General features: G+C 70.2%; 14 protein-coding genes. 5 read left to right on the forward strand and 9 right to left on the reverse strand.

Annotated features, from left to right (window positions below; translation table 11 throughout):
* Nucleotides 1–59 precede the first annotated feature (59 nt).
* The 4 genes from OG470_RS24510 (at nucleotide 60) to nrfD (ending at nucleotide 6,662) form a co-directional block, all read left to right on the forward strand.
* A complete protein-coding gene (locus tag OG470_RS24510) occupies nucleotides 60–1,133 on the forward strand; it encodes an XdhC family protein (RefSeq protein WP_328415816.1) in 1,074 nt (357 codons plus the stop codon).
* A gap of 139 nt (nucleotides 1,134–1,272) precedes the next feature.
* The gene (fdh, locus tag OG470_RS24515; RefSeq protein ID WP_328415817.1) at nucleotides 1,273–4,548 is read left to right on the forward strand and encodes a formate dehydrogenase; all 3,276 of its coding nucleotides are present in this window, start codon (nucleotides 1,273–1,275) and stop codon (nucleotides 4,546–4,548) included.
* Nucleotides 4,549–4,551: 3 nt separating this feature from the next.
* Nucleotides 4,552–5,595, forward strand: a complete 1,044-nt coding sequence (locus tag OG470_RS24520) for a 4Fe-4S dicluster domain-containing protein (protein WP_328415819.1) — start codon at nucleotides 4,552–4,554, stop codon at nucleotides 5,593–5,595.
* Nucleotides 5,592–6,662: an NrfD/PsrC family molybdoenzyme membrane anchor subunit gene (gene nrfD / locus OG470_RS24525; RefSeq protein ID WP_328415822.1), complete on the forward strand. Its 1,071-nt coding sequence runs from the start codon at nucleotides 5,592–5,594 to the stop codon at nucleotides 6,660–6,662. Before OG470_RS24520 ends, nrfD begins: the two co-directional genes overlap by 4 nt.
* Before the next feature lie 61 nt (nucleotides 6,663–6,723).
* On the opposite strand, the gene OG470_RS24530 is transcribed toward nrfD, so the two are convergent.
* The 8 genes from OG470_RS24530 to OG470_RS24565 form a co-directional block, all read right to left on the reverse strand.
* Entirely contained in the window at nucleotides 6,724–8,280 is a 1,557-nt protein-coding gene (locus OG470_RS24530) for an OFA family MFS transporter (protein ID WP_328415823.1), read from the reverse strand.
* Between the two features lie 339 nt (nucleotides 8,281–8,619).
* Entirely contained in the window at nucleotides 8,620–10,200 is a 1,581-nt protein-coding gene (locus tag OG470_RS24535) for an MDR family MFS transporter (protein WP_328415825.1), read from the reverse strand.
* A 74-nt stretch (nucleotides 10,201–10,274) separates the two neighbouring features.
* On the reverse strand, nucleotides 10,275–10,895 hold the full coding sequence (locus OG470_RS24540) for an acyl-CoA-like ligand-binding transcription factor (RefSeq protein ID WP_328415827.1): 621 nt from the start codon (nucleotides 10,893–10,895) through the stop codon (nucleotides 10,275–10,277).
* Between the two features lie 76 nt (nucleotides 10,896–10,971).
* Nucleotides 10,972–11,799 carry an alpha/beta fold hydrolase gene (locus OG470_RS24545; RefSeq protein ID WP_328415829.1) on the reverse strand — a complete coding sequence of 276 codons (828 nt, stop codon included), beginning with the start codon at nucleotides 11,797–11,799 and terminating at the stop codon, nucleotides 10,972–10,974.
* Nucleotides 11,796–12,668 (reverse strand): SDR family oxidoreductase, encoded by an 873-nt coding sequence (locus OG470_RS24550; RefSeq protein ID WP_328415832.1) that lies wholly within the window; start codon nucleotides 12,666–12,668, stop codon nucleotides 11,796–11,798. Before OG470_RS24550 ends, OG470_RS24545 begins: the two co-directional genes overlap by 4 nt.
* Nucleotides 12,658–14,151, reverse strand: coding sequence for a flavin-containing monooxygenase (locus tag OG470_RS24555; protein ID WP_328415834.1), 1,494 nt, complete (start codon nucleotides 14,149–14,151; stop codon nucleotides 12,658–12,660). The genes OG470_RS24550 and OG470_RS24555 overlap by 11 nt, the downstream gene beginning before the upstream one ends.
* A complete protein-coding gene (locus OG470_RS24560) occupies nucleotides 14,151–14,450 on the reverse strand; it encodes a DUF4873 domain-containing protein (protein ID WP_328415836.1) in 300 nt (99 codons plus the stop codon). The genes OG470_RS24555 and OG470_RS24560 overlap by 1 nt, the downstream gene beginning before the upstream one ends.
* On the reverse strand, nucleotides 14,447–15,175 hold the full coding sequence (locus OG470_RS24565) for a TetR/AcrR family transcriptional regulator (RefSeq protein WP_328415838.1): 729 nt from the start codon (nucleotides 15,173–15,175) through the stop codon (nucleotides 14,447–14,449). Before OG470_RS24565 ends, OG470_RS24560 begins: the two co-directional genes overlap by 4 nt.
* Before the next feature lie 48 nt (nucleotides 15,176–15,223).
* Here OG470_RS24565 and OG470_RS24570 point away from each other — a divergent pair, with 48 nt between their 5' ends.
* On the forward strand, nucleotides 15,224–16,120 hold the full coding sequence (locus OG470_RS24570) for an AurF N-oxygenase family protein (protein ID WP_328415840.1): 897 nt from the start codon (nucleotides 15,224–15,226) through the stop codon (nucleotides 16,118–16,120).
* A gap of 60 nt (nucleotides 16,121–16,180) precedes the next feature.
* On the opposite strand, the gene OG470_RS24575 is transcribed toward OG470_RS24570, so the two are convergent.
* On the reverse strand, nucleotides 16,181–16,699 hold the full coding sequence (locus tag OG470_RS24575; RefSeq protein WP_328415841.1) for a winged helix-turn-helix domain-containing protein: 519 nt from the start codon (nucleotides 16,697–16,699) through the stop codon (nucleotides 16,181–16,183).
* Nucleotides 16,700–16,978: the final 279 nt, after the last annotated feature.

Consider the following 16,978-nt stretch of genomic DNA (forward strand, 5'->3'; position numbering starts at 1 on the left):
CTAAGCAACTGCTTAGGTCGCCGTTGACGGTGCCACCGAGGCTCACGGATCGTGCGGCCATGCGGGACATCGTCGACGGGTTGACGGGCTGGCGCACCGACGGCGTCGCGTTCGCCGTCGCGACCGTCGTCCGCACCTGGCAGTCGGCGCCCCGGCAGGCCGGCGCGGCGATGGCCGTCTCCGCCCACGGCGAGGTCCTGGGCAGCATCTCCGGCGGCTGCGTCGAGGGGGCCGTCTACGACCTCTGCCTGACCTCCGTCGAGACCGGCGAGGCCCGCACCCAGACCTTCGGTGTCAGCGACGACGACGCGTTCGACGTCGGCCTGACCTGCGGCGGCACCATCCAGATCCTGGTCCAGCCGGACGTCGCCCTGACCGAGCCCGACGAGGTGCTCGCCGCGATCCGCGACGGCCGGCCGGTCGCCACGGCTTCGGTGGAGAACGCGCAACTGGTGATCTGGCCCGACCGGGTCGCGGGCAGCCTCGGCGCGGGCGACCTGGACGACGCGGTGGCCCGGCAGGCGGCCGGCATGCTCGCCCTCGGCGCCACCGGCACGGTGCACCTGGGTCGGCAGGGGGAGGAGCGACTCGACGACGTGTCCGTGTTCGTGCAGTCGTACGTGCCCCCACCCCGCATGATCATCTTTGGGGCGATCGACTTCGCCGCCGCGATGGCCCGGATCGGCCGGTTCCTCGGCTACCACGTCACGGTCTGCGACGCCCGCCCGGTGTTCACCACCCGTACGCGCTTCCCGGACGCCGACGACCTCGTCGTCCAATGGCCGCACAGGTACCTGGAGTCGACGTCCGTCGACGACCGTACGGTGCTCTGCGTCCTGACCCACGACCCGAAGTTCGACGTACCGCTGCTTGAGGTCGCCCTGCACACCCCGGCTCGCTACATCGGCGCGATGGGCAGCCGGCGTACGCACGTGGACCGGCTGCGACGGCTGCGCGAGGCCGGGGTGAGCGAGGCCGCGCTGGCCCGGCTCTCCTCGCCCATCGGGCTGGACCTGGGCGCGCGAAAGCCGGAGGAGACGGCCGTGGCGATCGCCGCCGAGATCGTCGCCCAGGCCTGGGGCGGCTCGGGTCGCCCGCTCAGCGACCTGGAAACCCCGATCCACCATTCCTGATCGACCGCGAGCGATCGGCACGGTGGTCGCCGCACCCTGGCGTACGAGCGGTTGCTGCGGGATCCGCTGCGGGCCGGACGGCTACTCATCTATTGTCAGTCTGTTCATGTTTTATCGCTTTCGTCGGAAAGGTGCAGCGATGAGGGTGCGCCGCTGGGTCGAAAGCTGGCCGCTCTACCGTCAGCTCACCGGCACGGACCCGCTCGGTCGAGGTGCCGCGGCCAAGTCCGCCGGCTCCCTGTCGCTCACCGCCCGCACCGACACGGCCGACTCAGTGGCCAAGTCCGTCTGTCCCTACTGTGCCGTCGGTTGCGGTCAGCGGGTGTTCGTCAAGGACGGGCAGGTCAGTCAGATCGAGGGCGACCCGGACAGTCCGATCTCGCGGGGTCGGCTCTGTCCGAAGGGCGCGGCCAGCAAGAGCCTGGTGACCAGCCCATTGCGGCAGACCACGGTCCGCTACCGCCGGCCTTACGGCACGGAGTGGGAGGACCTCGATCTCGACACGGCGATGAACATGATCGCCGACCGGGTGTTGGCGGCCCGGGAGGAGACCTGGGAGGACGTCGACGCGCAGGGTCGGCCGCTGAACCGGACGTTGGGTATCTCCAGTCTGGGTGGGGCGACGCTGGACAACGAGGAGAACTACCTCATCAAGAAGTTGTTCACCGCGATGGGGGCGCTCCAGATCGAGAACCAGGCGCGTATTTGACACTCCTCCACCGTCCCCGGTCTGGGGACCAGCTTCGGTCGTGGCGGTGCGACGGCCTTTCAGCAGGACATCGCCAACGCTGACGTGATCGTCATCCAGGGTTCGAACATGGCTGAGGCGCACCCGGTGGGTTTCCAGTGGGTGATGGAGGCCAAGCGGCGCGGCGCGAAGGTGTTCCATGTCGATCCGCGGTTCACCCGGACCAGCGCGTTGGCCGACTCGTACCTGCCGATCCGGGCGGGCACGGACATCGCCCTGCTGGGTGGGGTGGTGCGCTACATCCTGGACAACGAACTCGACTTCCGCGAGTACGTGGTCGCCTACACCAACGCCGCCACGATCGTGACCGACGAGTTCCGCGACACCGAGGATCTGCACGGGCTCTTCTCCGGCTTCAAGGAGGAGAACGCCAGCTACGACCAGTCCAGCTGGCGGTACGAGGGGCACGGGCAGAACGTCCCGACCCGCGACACCGAGACACAGCGGGAGACCGCCGCCGGGCTGGAGCACGAGTCGCACGGCGCACCGGTCGACTCGCAGACCCAGCGGGACGAGACGTTGCAGCATCCGCGGTGCGTCTACCAGATCCTCAAGCGGCACTATGCCCGGTACACCCCGGAGATGGTGGAACGCGTCTGCGGCATTCCGCAGGAGAAGTTCCTGGAACTGGCCCAAGCCTGGACGCAGAACTCCGGCCGGGAACGCACCGGAATGCTGATCTACTCGGTGGGCTGGACGCAGCACAGCGTGGGCGTGCAGTACATCCGCACCGGCGCGATCATCCAACTGCTGCTCGGCAACATGGGCCGCCCCGGCGGTGGGGTCATGGCCCTGCGCGGGCACGCCAGCATCCAGGGCTCCACCGACATCCCGACCCTGTTCAACCTGCTGCCCGGCTACCTACCGATGCCACACCACGCCGACCACCCGAGCCTGGACCAGTGGGTCGACAGCATCCGCCACCCCGGCCAGAAAGGCTACTGGGGTAACGCCCGCGCCTACGGGGTGAACCTGCTCAAGGCGTACTGGGGCGACGCGGCCACCGCCGAGAACGACTACTGCTACGGCTACATGCCCCGGATGACCGGCGACCACGGCACCTACCAACAGGTGCTCAACATGATCGACGGCAAGATCAAGGGGTACTTCCTGCTCGGGCAGAACCCGGCCGTCGGCTCCGCGCACGGGCGCGCCCAGCGCCTCGGCATGGCCAACCTCGACTGGCTCGTGGTCCGTGACCTGTTCATGATCGAAAGCGCCACGTTCTGGCAGCATGCGCCGGAGATCGAGACCGGCGAGATCATGCCCGAGGAGTGCCGTACAGAGGTGTTCTTCCTACCCGCCGCCTCGCACGTGGAGAAGGAGGGCACCTTCACCCAGACCCAACGGCTGCTGCAATGGCGCGAGAAGGCCGTCGAACCCCCAGGCGACGCCCGCTCCGAGCTGTGGTTCTTCTACCACCTCGGCCGCATCATCCGGGAACGCCTGGCACAGTCAACGCAGCCCCGCGACCGGGCGCTGCTCGACCTGACCTGGCACTACCCGACGCACGGGCCGAATGCCGAGCCGAGCGCCGAATCGGTTCTGTACGAGATCAACGGCTACGAGGTGGCCAGCGGCCGGCCGCTGTCGACGTTCACCGAGATGAAGGACGATGGCTCCACCGCAAGCGGCTGCTGGATCTACACCGGCGTCTACGCCGACGGCGTCAACCAGGCCGCCCGCCGCAAGCCCGGCGCGGAGCAGGACTGGGTCGCCGCGGAGTGGGGTTGGGCCTGGCCAGCGAACCGGCGGATCCTCTACAACCGCGCCTCCGCCGACCCGGACGGCAAACCCTGGAGTGAGCGCAAGAAGTACGTCTGGTGGGATAAGGAGAAGGCCGAGTGGACCGGCTACGACGTGCCGGACTTCGAGAAGACCAAACCACCGTCCTACCGGCCACCCCCGGACTCCTCAGGCGTGGCCGGGATCGCCGGTGACGACCCGTTCGTCCTCCAAGGCGACGGCAAGGGCTGGCTGTACGCGCCCACCGGCGTGCTCGACGGGCCGATGCCCACCCACTACGAGCCGGTCGAGTCACCGGTGCGCAACCCGCTCTACCGCCAGCAGGCCAACCCGACCCGCAAGGTCTACACACACCCGATCAACACGCTCAACCCGAGCCCACCGGAGCCGTACAGCGAGGTGTTCCCGTACATCTTCACGGTCAGCCGGCTCACCGAACACCACACCGCCGGCGCGATGAGCCGAACGGTCGGCCCGCTGGCCGAGCTGCAACCGGAGATGTTCGTCGAGGTGTCGCCGGAACTGGCGGTCGAACGAGGGCTCAACCACCTGGGCTGGGCCTACCTGGTCAGCGCCCGCGCGGCCATCGAGGCACGGGTGCTGGTGACCGACCGGCTCACCCCGCTACGGGTGGACGGCCGGATCATCCATCAGGTCTGGTTGCCGTACCACTTCGGCTTCGAGGGCCTGGTGACCGGCGACTCGGCCAACGACCTGTTCGGCATCAGCCTCGACCCGAACGTCCTGATCCAGGAGAGCAAGGTCGGGACCTGTGACGTTCGGCCCGGTCGACGCCCGAGAGGCCAGGGCCTGCTGGACCTCCTCGTCGACTACCGGCGGCGGTCGGGGGATCTCAGCCCGCACTATCCACCGCAGGTCACGACCGACGCCGCCGACAGCGGCCGCGACCCGGAGGTCTGACCGATGCCCCACGCCAACAGCCTGTACGGACCGCTCGACCCGGCGCCCGACGCCGGCTACGAGGACGCCCCGCCGCGGATGGGGTTCTTCACCGACACCAGCGTCTGCATCGGCTGCAAGGCCTGCGAGGTCGCCTGCAAGGAGTGGAACAACGTCCCCGGCTCCGGCCTGGACCTGCTCGGCATGTCCTACGACAACACCGGGGCGCTGACCGCGAACTCGTGGCGGCACGTCGCGTTCGTCGAACAGTCCCGCCCGATCGGTTGGGCGACCCCGGCGTTCGAAGACAACCCGGACGGACCGCCGGTCAGCCCGGAAACGGCGGCGGTCGCCGCGCACACCAGCACCGACACCGGGACGGATCCGGGCCTGCCGACCGGCTCGCCGCCGGCAGCGGCCCGGATGGCCGCCGGGCCGGAGTTCCTCGGGATGCCGGGTGCGCAGCCGCCGGGTCGGGGCACCGGCGTGCAGGAGCGTACGGATTTCCGCTGGTTGATGATGTCGGACGTGTGTAAGCACTGCACTCATGCGGCGTGTCTGGATGTGTGTCCGACGGGTTCGTTGTTCCGGACGGAGTTCGGGACGGTGGTGGTGCAGGAGGACATCTGTAACGGCTGTGGTTACTGCATTTCGGCCTGTCCTTACGGTGTGATTGATCAGCGTAAGGATGATGGTCGGGCGTGGAAGTGCACGTTGTGCTACGACCGGCTCGGTGCGGGGATGACTCCGGCGTGTGCGCAGGCGTGTCCGACGGAGTCGATCCAGTACGGGGCGTTGGATGAGTTGCGGGAGCGGGCTGCCGCGCGGGTCGAGACGTTGCACGAGCGGGGAGTGTCCGAGGCGCGGTTGTACGGGCATGATCCGAACGATGGTGTTGGTGGTGACGGGGCGTTTTTCCTGTTGCTGGATGAGCCCGAGGTGTATGGGCTGCCGCCGGATCCGGTGGTGACCACCCGGGACCTGCCGGCCATGTGGAAGCGCGCCGGCCTGGCGGCGATGACGATGGCGGTCGCCACGGCGGTCGCGTTCCTGGGCAGGCGGCCATGACCGACGCGACGCCATCGAACGAGCCGGTCGGCGCCCGGTTCCGCGAGTTCCAGGCCGGCCTCGACCGGCCCGACGGGAAGCGCCAGCCCGGCAGGCGGCGCGGCGACGGCGAGCAGCTCACGGTGCCGCCGGCCGACTTCACCTCCTACTACGGCCGGCCGGTCCTCAAACCGCCGGTGTGGAAGCACGACATCGCCGGCTACCTGTTCACCGGCGGCCTCGCCGCCGGAAGTGCGCTGATCGGAGCGGGCGCCCAACTGACCGGGCGGCCCGGGCTGCGCAAGGTCGGCCGCTGGACGGCCCTCGGCGGCGTCGCCGCCAGCACGTACCTGCTGGTCCACGACCTTGGGCGCCCGGACCGGTTCCACCACATGCTCCGGGTGGCCAAGCTGACCTCACCGATGTCGGTCGGCACCTGGATCCTCGCCGCGTTCGGGCCGCTGGCCGGTGTGGCCGCAGTCGCCGAGCTCGCGCCGCTGCTCCCGCAGCACGGTGTGTTCGGCCTCGCCCGCCGGATCGCACCGCCCGTCGGCAACGTCGCCGGCCTGGCCGCCGCGGCCACCGCGCCGGCGCTGGCCACGTACACCGGGGTGCTGCTCGCCGACACCGCCGTACCGTCCTGGCACGACGCCTACCCGTCGCTTCCGTTCGTCTTCGCCGGCAGCGCGCTCGCCGCCGCGTCCGGGGTCGCACTGATCGCGGCACCGGCCGCGGAGACCGCCCCCGTGCGACGACTCGCCCTGGCCGCCGCGGCCATCGAGCTGGGCGGCGGGCGCCAGTTGGAGCGGCAGGGACTGACCGGCGAGCCCTACACGCACGGACGCAGCGGCCGGCTGGTCAAGGCGGGACGCACTCTGCTCGCCGTGGGCACCGCGGCGGCGCTGCTCAGCCGACGCAACCGGGCCCTGTCGGTGATCTCCGGCGCGGCCCTCGTGGCATCGTCCGTCGCCACCCGGTTCGGCGTCTTCGAGGCGGGAAGGGCGTCGGCACGCGATCCGAAGTACACGGTCGTGCCACAACGGGAGCGGCTCGATCAGAACGGCTCGGCTGCGCTCCACCAGCCCTGAGCGCCTTGGCCCGCCGGCGGGCCGCAGCTCGACAACCCTCCCCGCCCGGGTGCGGACGACATCAGCCGGTGAACAGCTTCGCGGCGGTGATGGCGGTCTGGACGATGCCGTATCCGAGTAGCGCCGCGACCAGCAGCCACGACAACCAGAGCCGCCCGGTCTGGGTACCGACGTGCTCGGGCACCGGGGGCCTGCTCTCCGGGCCGAGGGCGACCGGCTCGGTGACGCTGGCGCGCGCCACGGGGGACGTTGGTCCCCGGTCGGGTTCATGGAACCGCGCTGGCACGGAACGGACCAGCAGGTTCGCGATGAACCCGACGGCGAGGATGCCGACCATGGTGAACAGCGCGGGCCGGTACGCCGACGCGGTGAGCGTGCCGGGCTTGCCCTGCGTGTCGAGGATCCCGTTGACGATCAACGGGCCGGCGACGCCCGCGGCCGACCAGGCGGTCAGCAGCCGGCCGTGGATGGCGCCGACCTGGAAGGTGCCGAACAGGTCGCGCAGGTAGGCGGGCATGGTGGCGAAGCCACCGCCGTAGAACGAGATAATCGCGGCGGCGATCAGCACGAAGACCGCGGTCGCGGAGTGGCCGGCCACGGCGAGCAGTGCGTACAGCACCATGCCGACGCCGAGGTAGATCATGTAGATGGGCTTGCGGCCGATGAGGTCCGACGTCGTCGACCAGACGAATCGCCCGGCCATGTTGAACAGCGACAGCACCCCCACGAAACCGGCCGCCGCGGACACCGAGATGGCGGTGGTCCCGTTGTCCCGGAAGAAGTCCTGGATCATCGGGCTGGCCTGCTCCAGGATGCCGATGCCCGCCGTGACGTTGCAGAACAGCACGATCCACAGCAGCCAGAACGACCGGGTACGTACGGCGTTCGTCGCGGACACGCTCGCCCTCGTCACCAGAGGCCGGCTGGCGACGGTCGCGGGGTCGAACCCGGCGGGCCGCCAGTCCGGCGGAGGAACCCGGACGTTGAACGGGCCGAACATCATGATCACGAAGTAGCCGATGCCGAACGTGACGAAGAGTGCCACCAGGGCATGCCCCGACGCCACAGCAGCAGGGTTGTTCGGGTTGTAGCCGGAGTCGTAGAGGGAGAGCAGTTGGCGCGCGAGCGGGCCGGCGACCAGGGCGCCACCGCCGAACCCCATGATGGCAAGCCCGGTGGCAAGGCCGGGCCGGTCCGGGAACCACTTGATCAGGGTCGAGACGGGCGAGATGTAGCCGATGCCGAGCCCGATGCCGCCGATGACGCCGTATCCGAGGTAGAGCAGCCAGAGCTGATGGGTCGCGATGCCGAGCGCGCCGACCAGGAACCCCACGGCCCAGAAACAGGCGGAGACGAACATCGCCCGGCGCGGTCCGTTCCGCTCCACCCACCTGCCACCCACGGCCGCGGACGAACCCAGCATGACGATGGCGATACTGAAGATCGCCCCGATCGCCGTCTGACTGGTGTCGAAGTGCGCGATGAGGGAGTTCTTGTAGACGCTCGTCGCGTAGACCTGGCCAATGCACACGTGCACGGCCAGTGCCGCGGTCGGGATCAGCCAGCGGCTGTATCCCGGGGGAGCGACAGTGTGCCGAGGATCGAATACCGACAGCATGGTCCGCACCTCCTGCGGCTGAGTAGGCCGGCGGCGGTGCAGAGCTGTCCGAAGCCTCGCAACGTCGTCCTGCCTACTGGGCAGAATCCGCGCATACCCGGATCAGGCCGGGTCGGGAATCTCGCCGGACTCCCGGCAGCTGGCCGAGCGGTGCCGCCACAGTGGCGGCCCGGCGCACGTCCGGCGTCAGCCGTTGGCCGGCTGTACTTCACGTTACGTGGCAACCGGTTCACAGCTTGTCGATACCGAAAAACGCGGCCACGTCACCGGGCGGCCAGCGGTGTGGGCGCAGAACGGGGGCGGGCCAACCGGCCCGCCCCCGTTGTGCTGTCGTACGGCTCAGTGAATCGCGGCCTTTGCGGCCGCCTCCTCCTGGGCGCGTCGTTCGTCCCCGCTGAGGGTGTGCAGCGGCTTCTCCTTGATGAACAGCACGACGATCAGCGCGAGCAGCGCGAACGGCGCGCCGACCAGGAAGAGGTCGGCGGTGGCGATGCCGTACACGTCCTGCACGATGCGCAGCACCGGCTCAGGCAGGGTGGACAGGTCGGGCACCTCAGCGGAGCCGCCGCCGGCCGTCGCCGCCGGGCCGAGCCGCTCGGCCGTCAGCGAGGTCACCCGGCTCGCCAGCACCGCGCCGAGGGCGCTGACCCCGATGGCGCCGCCCATGCTGCGGAAGAACGTCAGCGCCGAGGTGGTGGCGCCGAGTTCGTGGGCCGGCACGTCGTTCTGCGCGGCGAGCACGAGGTTCTGCATGAGCATGCCGACGCCGATGCCCAGCACGGCCATGTAGATCGACAGGACGACGACGCTGGTGTCGGCGTCGATGGTGCCCAGGAGCAGCATCCCGACGGTCATCACCGCGGCGCCGGCCACCAGATAGGCCTTCCACCGGCCGTACTTCGTGATGAGTTGGCCGGCCACCGTCGACGAGACGAGCAGACCGAAGATCATCGGAAGGCTCATCAGGCCCGCGACGGTCGGCGACTTGCCCAGCGAGATCTGGAAGTACTGGGACAGGAAGACGGTGCCGCCGAACATCGCCACACCGACCAGCACGCTGGCGATCGTGGCCAGCGAGACCGTGCGGTTGCGGAAGATGTCCAACGGGACGATCGGCTCCGCCGCCCGCGACTCGACGGCCACGGCCAGCGCCAGCAGGACCAGACCGCCGATGACCATCAGGGCCGTCCAGCCGGAGGCCCAGTCGAACTTGTTCCCGGCCAGGGACGACCAGATCAGCAGCGTGGAGACGCCCGAGGTGATGAGCAGGGCGCCCAGCCAGTCGATCTTGGCCTTGCGGCGGACGACCGGCAGGTGCAGGGTGCGCTGCAGCAGGGCGATGGAGATGATGCTGAACGGGACCCCGATCAGGAAGCACCACCGCCAGCCCAGCCAAGACGTGTCGACGAGCAGGCCACCGATCAGCGGACCGGCGATGGTGCCGACACCGAAGACCGCGCCGAAGATGCCGGCGTAGCGGCCCAGCTCACGCGGCGGGATCATCGCCGCCATGACGATCGTGGCCAGCGCCGTCATGCCGCCGGCGCCAACGCCCTGGACGACACGGCTGAGCAGCAGCACCTCGACGTTCGGCGTGAAGCCCGCGATGAGTGAACCCACCACGAACAGTCCCAGGGAGAGCTGGATCAGCAGCTTCTTGCTGTACAGGTCGGCCATCTTGCCCCACAGCGGCACCGTCGCCGTCATGGCGAGCAGTTCGCTGGTGACGATCCACGTGTAGACCGTCTGGCTGCCGTTCAGATCGGCGATGATCCGCGGCAGCGCGTTCGCCACCACCGTGGAGGCGAGGATGGACACGAACATGCCGACCATCAGGCCGGAAAGGGCCTGGAGAACCTCCCGACGCGACATGCGCGTGCCGACATCGGCGGTGTCGGCGGGCGGGGCGGTTGTGGTCATTGACGCTCCCTTGTCGGGTTTGTAGCGGAGTGACTGGCCCCGGAACTGATGCGGCGGGGCGGGGACTGGTGGGGTCAGGAGGGGTGTGGCGGATCCGGAAGGCCGGCGGCGACGGCGGCGAACGCCTCGTCCACGAAGTCGCGCAGGGGGCGGGTGTCGTCGCTGGCGGCCCAGCGCAGCATCGCGGTGTGGAAGGAGGCACTGGTGACAGCGATGATCAGCGGCGGGAGGCCGTGGTCGGGACCTACGCCGAGGCGGGTGGCGATGACCGTGACCATGGCCCGCTCGGTCGCGATGTTGCCGGCTATCAGCCGCGGCAGCAGCGCGGGATTCTGGGCGATGACCGCCAGCCGCAGCCGCCACAACTCCCGGTCGGCCTGCATCGTGTCGATCGCCTCGTCGAGGGCGAGCCGGACCGCCTGCAACGCCGGCACCTGCGCAGGGACGGCGGCCAGACGCGCCACGACCGGGGTGCCGTCGAGCGCCGGGTCGTCGGTGAGCGCCTCGTCCTTGCAGGTGAAGTAGTTGAAGAAGGTACGCGAGGAGACGTCGGCCGCCTCGCTGATCTCCTCCACCGTCACGTGCTCCAAGCCGCGTTCGGCGACCAGCCGCAGCGCGGCGGCGGTCAGCGCGGCCCGCGTCAGCCGCTTCTTGCGGTCCCGACGCCCGGTGGCAGCGTGGTCGGTGTTGGTCACGCGAGCGAGGCTAGGAGCCAACTTGCGGAGGCTGCAAGTTTTTAGTCTGTGAAGTGATTTTCCTGACCCGTGCTGCCTAGGCGACCACCGACGGGTCCGGTCGCTCGGTGCGGGGCACGGCGCCGGTGGTCTCCAGGATGAGCGCGGCGACCAGGTCCGGGTCGTCGCTCATCGGCACGTGCCCGCAGCGGGGCAGCGTCACCACCCGGGCTGCCGGCAGGCCGGCCCGGGCACGCTCGGCCTGGTGGACGCCGAAGATGCGGTCGCAGTCGCCCCAGCCGATGGTCACCGGCACGGTCGTGTCGGACAGCCGGGGGCAGTCGAAGCGGTAGTGGCGGGCGGCTCGGGCCACGGCGTTGAAGCCGAGCCCTCGCCGCAGGGCGAGCGCGTCGCCCAGCGCGCGGTCGACGTCCAGCAGCGCCGGGCGGGCCATCAGCGGCGCGAAGCACAACGCCCGCAGGTACGCCGAGCGCAGCGCGAGCCGCATGATCGGGGTGGGCAGGTACGAGTTGGCCCGCAAGATCTTGAGGATGGCCAGCGCCCGTCGGCGCTCCGCCGGCGTGAAGAAGCCGGCGGGGGAGAAGGCGGTGGCCGAGGCGACCGCCCCGGTGGCGGCAAGCTCCAGGCCGATCGCCCCACCGAGGCTGTAGCCGGCCACATGCGGACGCTCCAGCCCCCACCCGGTCAGGACCGGCAGGACCGAGGCCACGGTGGCGGCCATGTCGGCGGGCATGCCGGCGCCGGGCACCGGGGAGTTCCCGAAGCCGGGCAGGTCGAGCGCGATCACCTCGTGGTGGGCGGTGAGCCGGTCGAACACCGGCTCCCAGGCCTGGTGGCGGTGACCGATGCCGTGGATGAGCACGAGTGGCTCACCGCTACCCGCGCGACGGATGTGAACGGTCATGGCTGCCCTCCCACCGACGTCCTGCCGAAGGAACGCCCGAGCTGGCGTACCTCGTCCTCCAACTGGCCGACCATCGTCTGGCCACCGAACCGGGTGATCAACGCGTCCGAGAGGCCGCTCAGCACCATCGGTCGCAGCGCCTGCACCATGGCGAGCGACCGTGGCACGTACACCTTGCGTTTGCGGCGCTCGATGCCGCGCAGCAGGGCGTCGACGCACTGCTCGACGGGTACGACGGTGGACAGCGGCCACGGCAGCCGGCGCAGCGCGGTGCGGAACGATGCCAGGTCGTCACGGATGTCGCGGACCAGGTCGGTGTCGATCCAGATCGGATGTGCGGTGCCGACGGTGACGCCGCGTGGGCGGGTCTCCAGGCGCAGCACGTTGGCGAACTGCTCCACGCCCGCCTTGGACGCGCAGTAGGCGGCCATGCCGGGCATCGCCGTGAAGGCGGCGGCTGACGAGACGATCAGGACGTGGCCACGGGCGGCGGTGACGTGGGGAAGCGCCGCGCTGACCGTGCGGATCGCGCCGCAGAGGTTCACCTCGACGGTACGGACCAACGCGTCGACCGGCCCCACGGCGACGGTACCGAGGTTCGCGATGCCCGCATTCGCCACGACCACGTCGATGCCGCCGAAGCGGTCCACCGTGGAGGCCACCGCGGCGTCCAGCGCCGCCTGGTCGGTGACGTCGCACTCGTACCAGTGCGCATCGAGGTCGGCGCCGAGCTGCTTGAGCAGCTCGCCTTCCAGACCCACGACGGCGACCTGGGCGCCGCGGGCGACGGCCTCGCGGGCCATCTGCGCCCCGATGCCGCGTGCCGCGCCGGTGATGAGCATGGTCTTGCCCGCCAGGTCATACCGCATCGGCGTGCTCCCGTTCCGGATCGTTGGGGGTGTTGCCGGGCGTGGCGATCCGGTAGTCGGCCGGGCGGAACCGGCGCAGCCGCATCCGGAAGCTGGTGGCGAAGCCCGGCCAGATGGTGGTGTTGCGGCCGGTGGCGTCGAGGTACCAGCTCGAACAACCGGTCTGCCAGACGGTGCCGGTCATCTTCCGGTCGATCCGTTCGGTCCAGCGTCGTTGCGCCTCCGCGGTGGGCTCGATGGCCTGGATGCCCTTGGCCCACATGTGCCGCAGGGCCGCGAGCACCAGGTGCAGCTGCGCCTCGATCATCAACACCACGGAGGTGTGCCCGAGCCCGGTGTTCGGGCCGAGCAGGAAGAACAGGTTGGGGAAGCCGGCGATGGTGGTGCCCCGGTACGCGTGCATGCTGGGGGTCCAGGCCTCGCCCAGACTGCGCCCGCCACGGCCGTGGATGCGCCGCACCACAGGGGAGTCGGTGACGTGGAAGCCGGTGCCGAGGATGATGGTGTCCGCCCGGTGGTGTCCGCCGTCGGCGGTAACCAGGCCATCCGGCACGATCCGAGCGATGCCGGCGGTGACCACGTCGACGTTCGGCCGGGTGAGCGACGGCCAGTAGTCGTTGGAGATCAGGACCCGCTTGCAGCCCATCGCGTACCGAGGGGTGAGCTTGTCCCGCAGGTGCGGGTCGGTGACCTGACGCCGCAGCGTACGCAGGGACAGCCGCGAGGCGAGCCGGTTGACCGCCGGGTGCAGGAAGCCCAGGCCCATGGTTTCGCGTACCAGATAGAGCCCTGCCCGGACGGCCCGCTGCGCGCCGGGCACGGTGCGGAACACGGCCTGCTCGACCCGGCTGATCCGGCGCGACAGCCTCGGCATGATCCACGCGGGGGTGCGCTGGAACAGCGTCAGCTTCTCGACCGTCGGCTGGATCTGTGGCACGAGCTGGACCGCCGAGGCGCCGGTGCCGATGACCGCGACGCGGCGGCCGGTCAGGTCGTGGTCGTGTGGCCAACGGGCGGAGTGGAACACCGTGCCGGCGAACTCGTCGATCCCGGGCAGGTCGGGGATGGCGGGGTCGCTGAGCGGGCCGGCCGCACAGATCAGGACCCGGGCGGTGTGGTCGCCGCCGGAGGTGCGCAGCAGCCAGCGTTGGCGCTGGTCGTCCCAGCTCGCAACCCGCACCTCGTGGCGCAGCCGCAACTTCGGGCGTATGCCGAAGCGGTCGACGCAGCCGCGCAGGTAGTCCCAGATCTCCGGCTGGCTGGAGAAGGTGTTCGACCAGCGGGGGTTGGGGGCGAAGGAGAAGGAGTAGAGGTGCGACGGGACGTCGCAGGCGCAGCCGGGGTAGCTGTTGTCACGCCAGGTGCCCCCGACGTCGTCACCCCGGTCGAAGACGAGGTAGTCGGTGAAGCCGGCCCGCTGGAGCCGGATGGCGGCGCCCAGACCGCCGAAACCGGCGCCGATAATGGCAACGTCTGATTCCATCACTCCTCCAGAGGCTCGGACACGGCACCCGGTTCGGCCAACGGCGGCCAGGGCGGATCGCCCACGCCGGTGATCCGTACGCCGCCCCACGGGTCGACCTCGGCCAGTCGGGCGGGCCGGACGCGGTCGGCGATGCGTAACTCGACGTCGCGCCGGCCGGAGCGCAGCAGGCGGGCCACCCGTGGCTCGGGCTCGATCCGCCCACCCCAGTGGTAGCGGCCGTCGACCGGCTCCCACCGTCCACTGAGGTGCACCCGGACCGAGGTGCCCTCGACGCCCGCAGGGCCGTGGTAGCTCACGGCACGATCCGCTCGTGGGCGCGGGTGAGCTCGCGCGGCAGGTCGGCGCTGGCCCGTACCCCCTCGATTCCGCTCCACAGCAGAGCGGTCAGGTAATCGGTGAGGGCCGCGCGGCTGATCGGCTGGCCGTGCGTGGTCCACCAGTCGCCGACCGCCTGCACGAAGCCCACCAGGCCGTACGCCCACGGCTCCGCCGGACCGGCGTCCAGGCCCAGCGAACGCAACCGGTCGCCGATCACCCGGGCCAGCCCGGCGGCCACCTGCCGGCTGGTGCCGGCGACCACCTGGTGGATGCCGGGGTCGCCAGACTGGTGCATCAGGAACCGGTAGAGCCTCGGCTCCGACTCGATCACCCCGAGGTACGCGTCGATCGTCGCCTCGACCAGGTCACGTTCCTCGCGGACCTGCGCTACCGCCGGCGCGATGGTGTCGACCACGCGCGCCGCCACCACCTCGCTGACCGCGACCCAGAGCTGCGACTTGTCGGCGAAGTAGCGGTAGAGGACCGGTTTGCTGACGCCTGCGGCGGCGGCCACCTGGTCCATGTCGACCCCCGGCCCGTGCCGCAGCAACGCCTGCACGGCGGCCCCGACCAGCTCCCGCCTTCGTTGCTCACGATGGTCGGCCCAGCGGTCCCGGCGGCCGTTCCCCTTTGCCTTCGGATCGCCGTCAGAGGGCGGGGGCGGCGGGTCGGTTGCATTGACATCGGTGAGCGGCGATTGCATGCTACTACTCGTAACAGTTACCGGTCGTCACGTCAATATGGAGGAGCCATGGAGGCCGCACCGACGGAGACCGAGCGCGCGGCGGTCGCCGAACGACTACTCACGTCCTCACTGCGGACCAGCTACGACCCCACTGTCGAGATCGACTGGGATGCCCCGCACACTCCGGGCGCCTATTGGCTCCCGCCGCACCGCAGCAGCCTCTACGGCACGCCGCTGTGGGAGCAGCTCAGCGAGGAGCAGCGCGTCGAGCTCACCAAGCACGAGGTGGCCAGCGCGGCCAGCGCCGGGCTGTGGTTCGAGACGATCCTCATGCAGATGCTGATCCGGGAGTACTACGGCGCCGACCCGACCAGTCCGCAGGCCCAGTACGCGCTGACCGAGGTGGCTGACGAGTGCCGGCACTCCATCATGTTCGGCCGGCTGATCGAGGCGATGGACTGCCCCGTCTACCGGGCGAGCACGGTGGATCACCACCTCGGGCGCTTCCTGAAGGCCACCGCCAGCGGTCCCCGGATGTACGCCGCGATCCTCATCGCGGAGGAGATCCTCGACGCGTTCCAGCGCGAGATCATGGCAGACGAGTCGCTCCAGCCGCTCATCCGGATGGTCTCCCGCATCCACGTGGTCGAGGAGGCGCGACACGTCCGGTTCGCCCGCGAGGAGCTGGCCGGCGCGGTCGCGGCCACCGGCCCGGTGGGCATGGCGTACGCCCGACTGTTGGTCGGTCGGGCCGCCTACACGATCGCCAACCGCCTGGTCCATCCCGACGCGTACGCGGCGGTGGGTATCCCACCGGCGGTCGGCCGGGCCGCTGCCCGCGCCAACCCGCACTGGCGTGCCACCCTGCGCTGGTCGGCGGCGCGGGTGCACGCCAACCTGGCGGGCGTTGGACTGGTGGCCGGGCCAGGGCGTCTGCTGTGGACCCGGGCCGGGCTGATCTGACCCGTCGTCGCCAGGGTGACTCCGGTGAGGCAGCGCGGAACTGCCCACATCAGGCAACGGTCAGGCCCGGCCGATCCGCGGCTCCTGACGGTCGGTCAGCCGCAACCCGACACCCCGCACCGCCTCGATCGTGGCACCGGTGCCGAGGTCCTGTAGCTTGCGCCGCAGCCGCTTCACCAGGGACTGGACGTCCGCCTTGCGCTCCAGCCCCTCGTCGCGCCAGACCGACCGGTGCAGCTCTTCGTAGCTCCAGACCCGGACCGGCGCGGTCGTCAGGCAGGTCAGCAGGTCGTGCTCCAACCGGGTCAGGTCGATCTCGCGGCCCTCGCAGCGGGCGGTGGATCGGGCCGAGTCGATGACCAGGGCGTCGCTCGCGGCGGCGGGTGCTGGCTCGGGTGGCGTCCCGGCCAGCTGTTGCGGTGCAGCGATCAGCCGGCGCAGCTCGTCGAGGTCGGCCACCAGCAGCAGCGGTGCGATGCCGTCGAGGCGCTCCGCGAGCCGGATGCGCTCGGTCGGCGATGGGGTCACCGCGATCAGCAGCGGGAACGGCTCGTCGGCCGGATCAGCCCCATCCAACATCGCTTCGTCGTCCTCGGCCACAGCACCGCCCGGGATCGATGGGCATCCCTGCCCAATTCTTGTCACGCCCCTGACAATGATTGGCAGGCACGCTGCCCAGCCTGGCAACGGTTAGCGACAAGTTGCTCACGGCAAGTTCTTGATCGTCCTTTCTTCTCGATCATAGTGTCCACTCGGGCAACCGGCGTGACCCGCGCGGTGCATGGGGGGGCATGGAAGGGTTCGTTCACTCGGTCCATAGAGACGAACCTTCTGCACCTTCACATGGCCCATTTCACC

This window comes from Micromonospora sp. NBC_00389 (assembly GCF_036059255.1).
In the GTDB taxonomy this organism is placed as follows: domain Bacteria; phylum Actinomycetota; class Actinomycetes; order Mycobacteriales; family Micromonosporaceae; genus Micromonospora.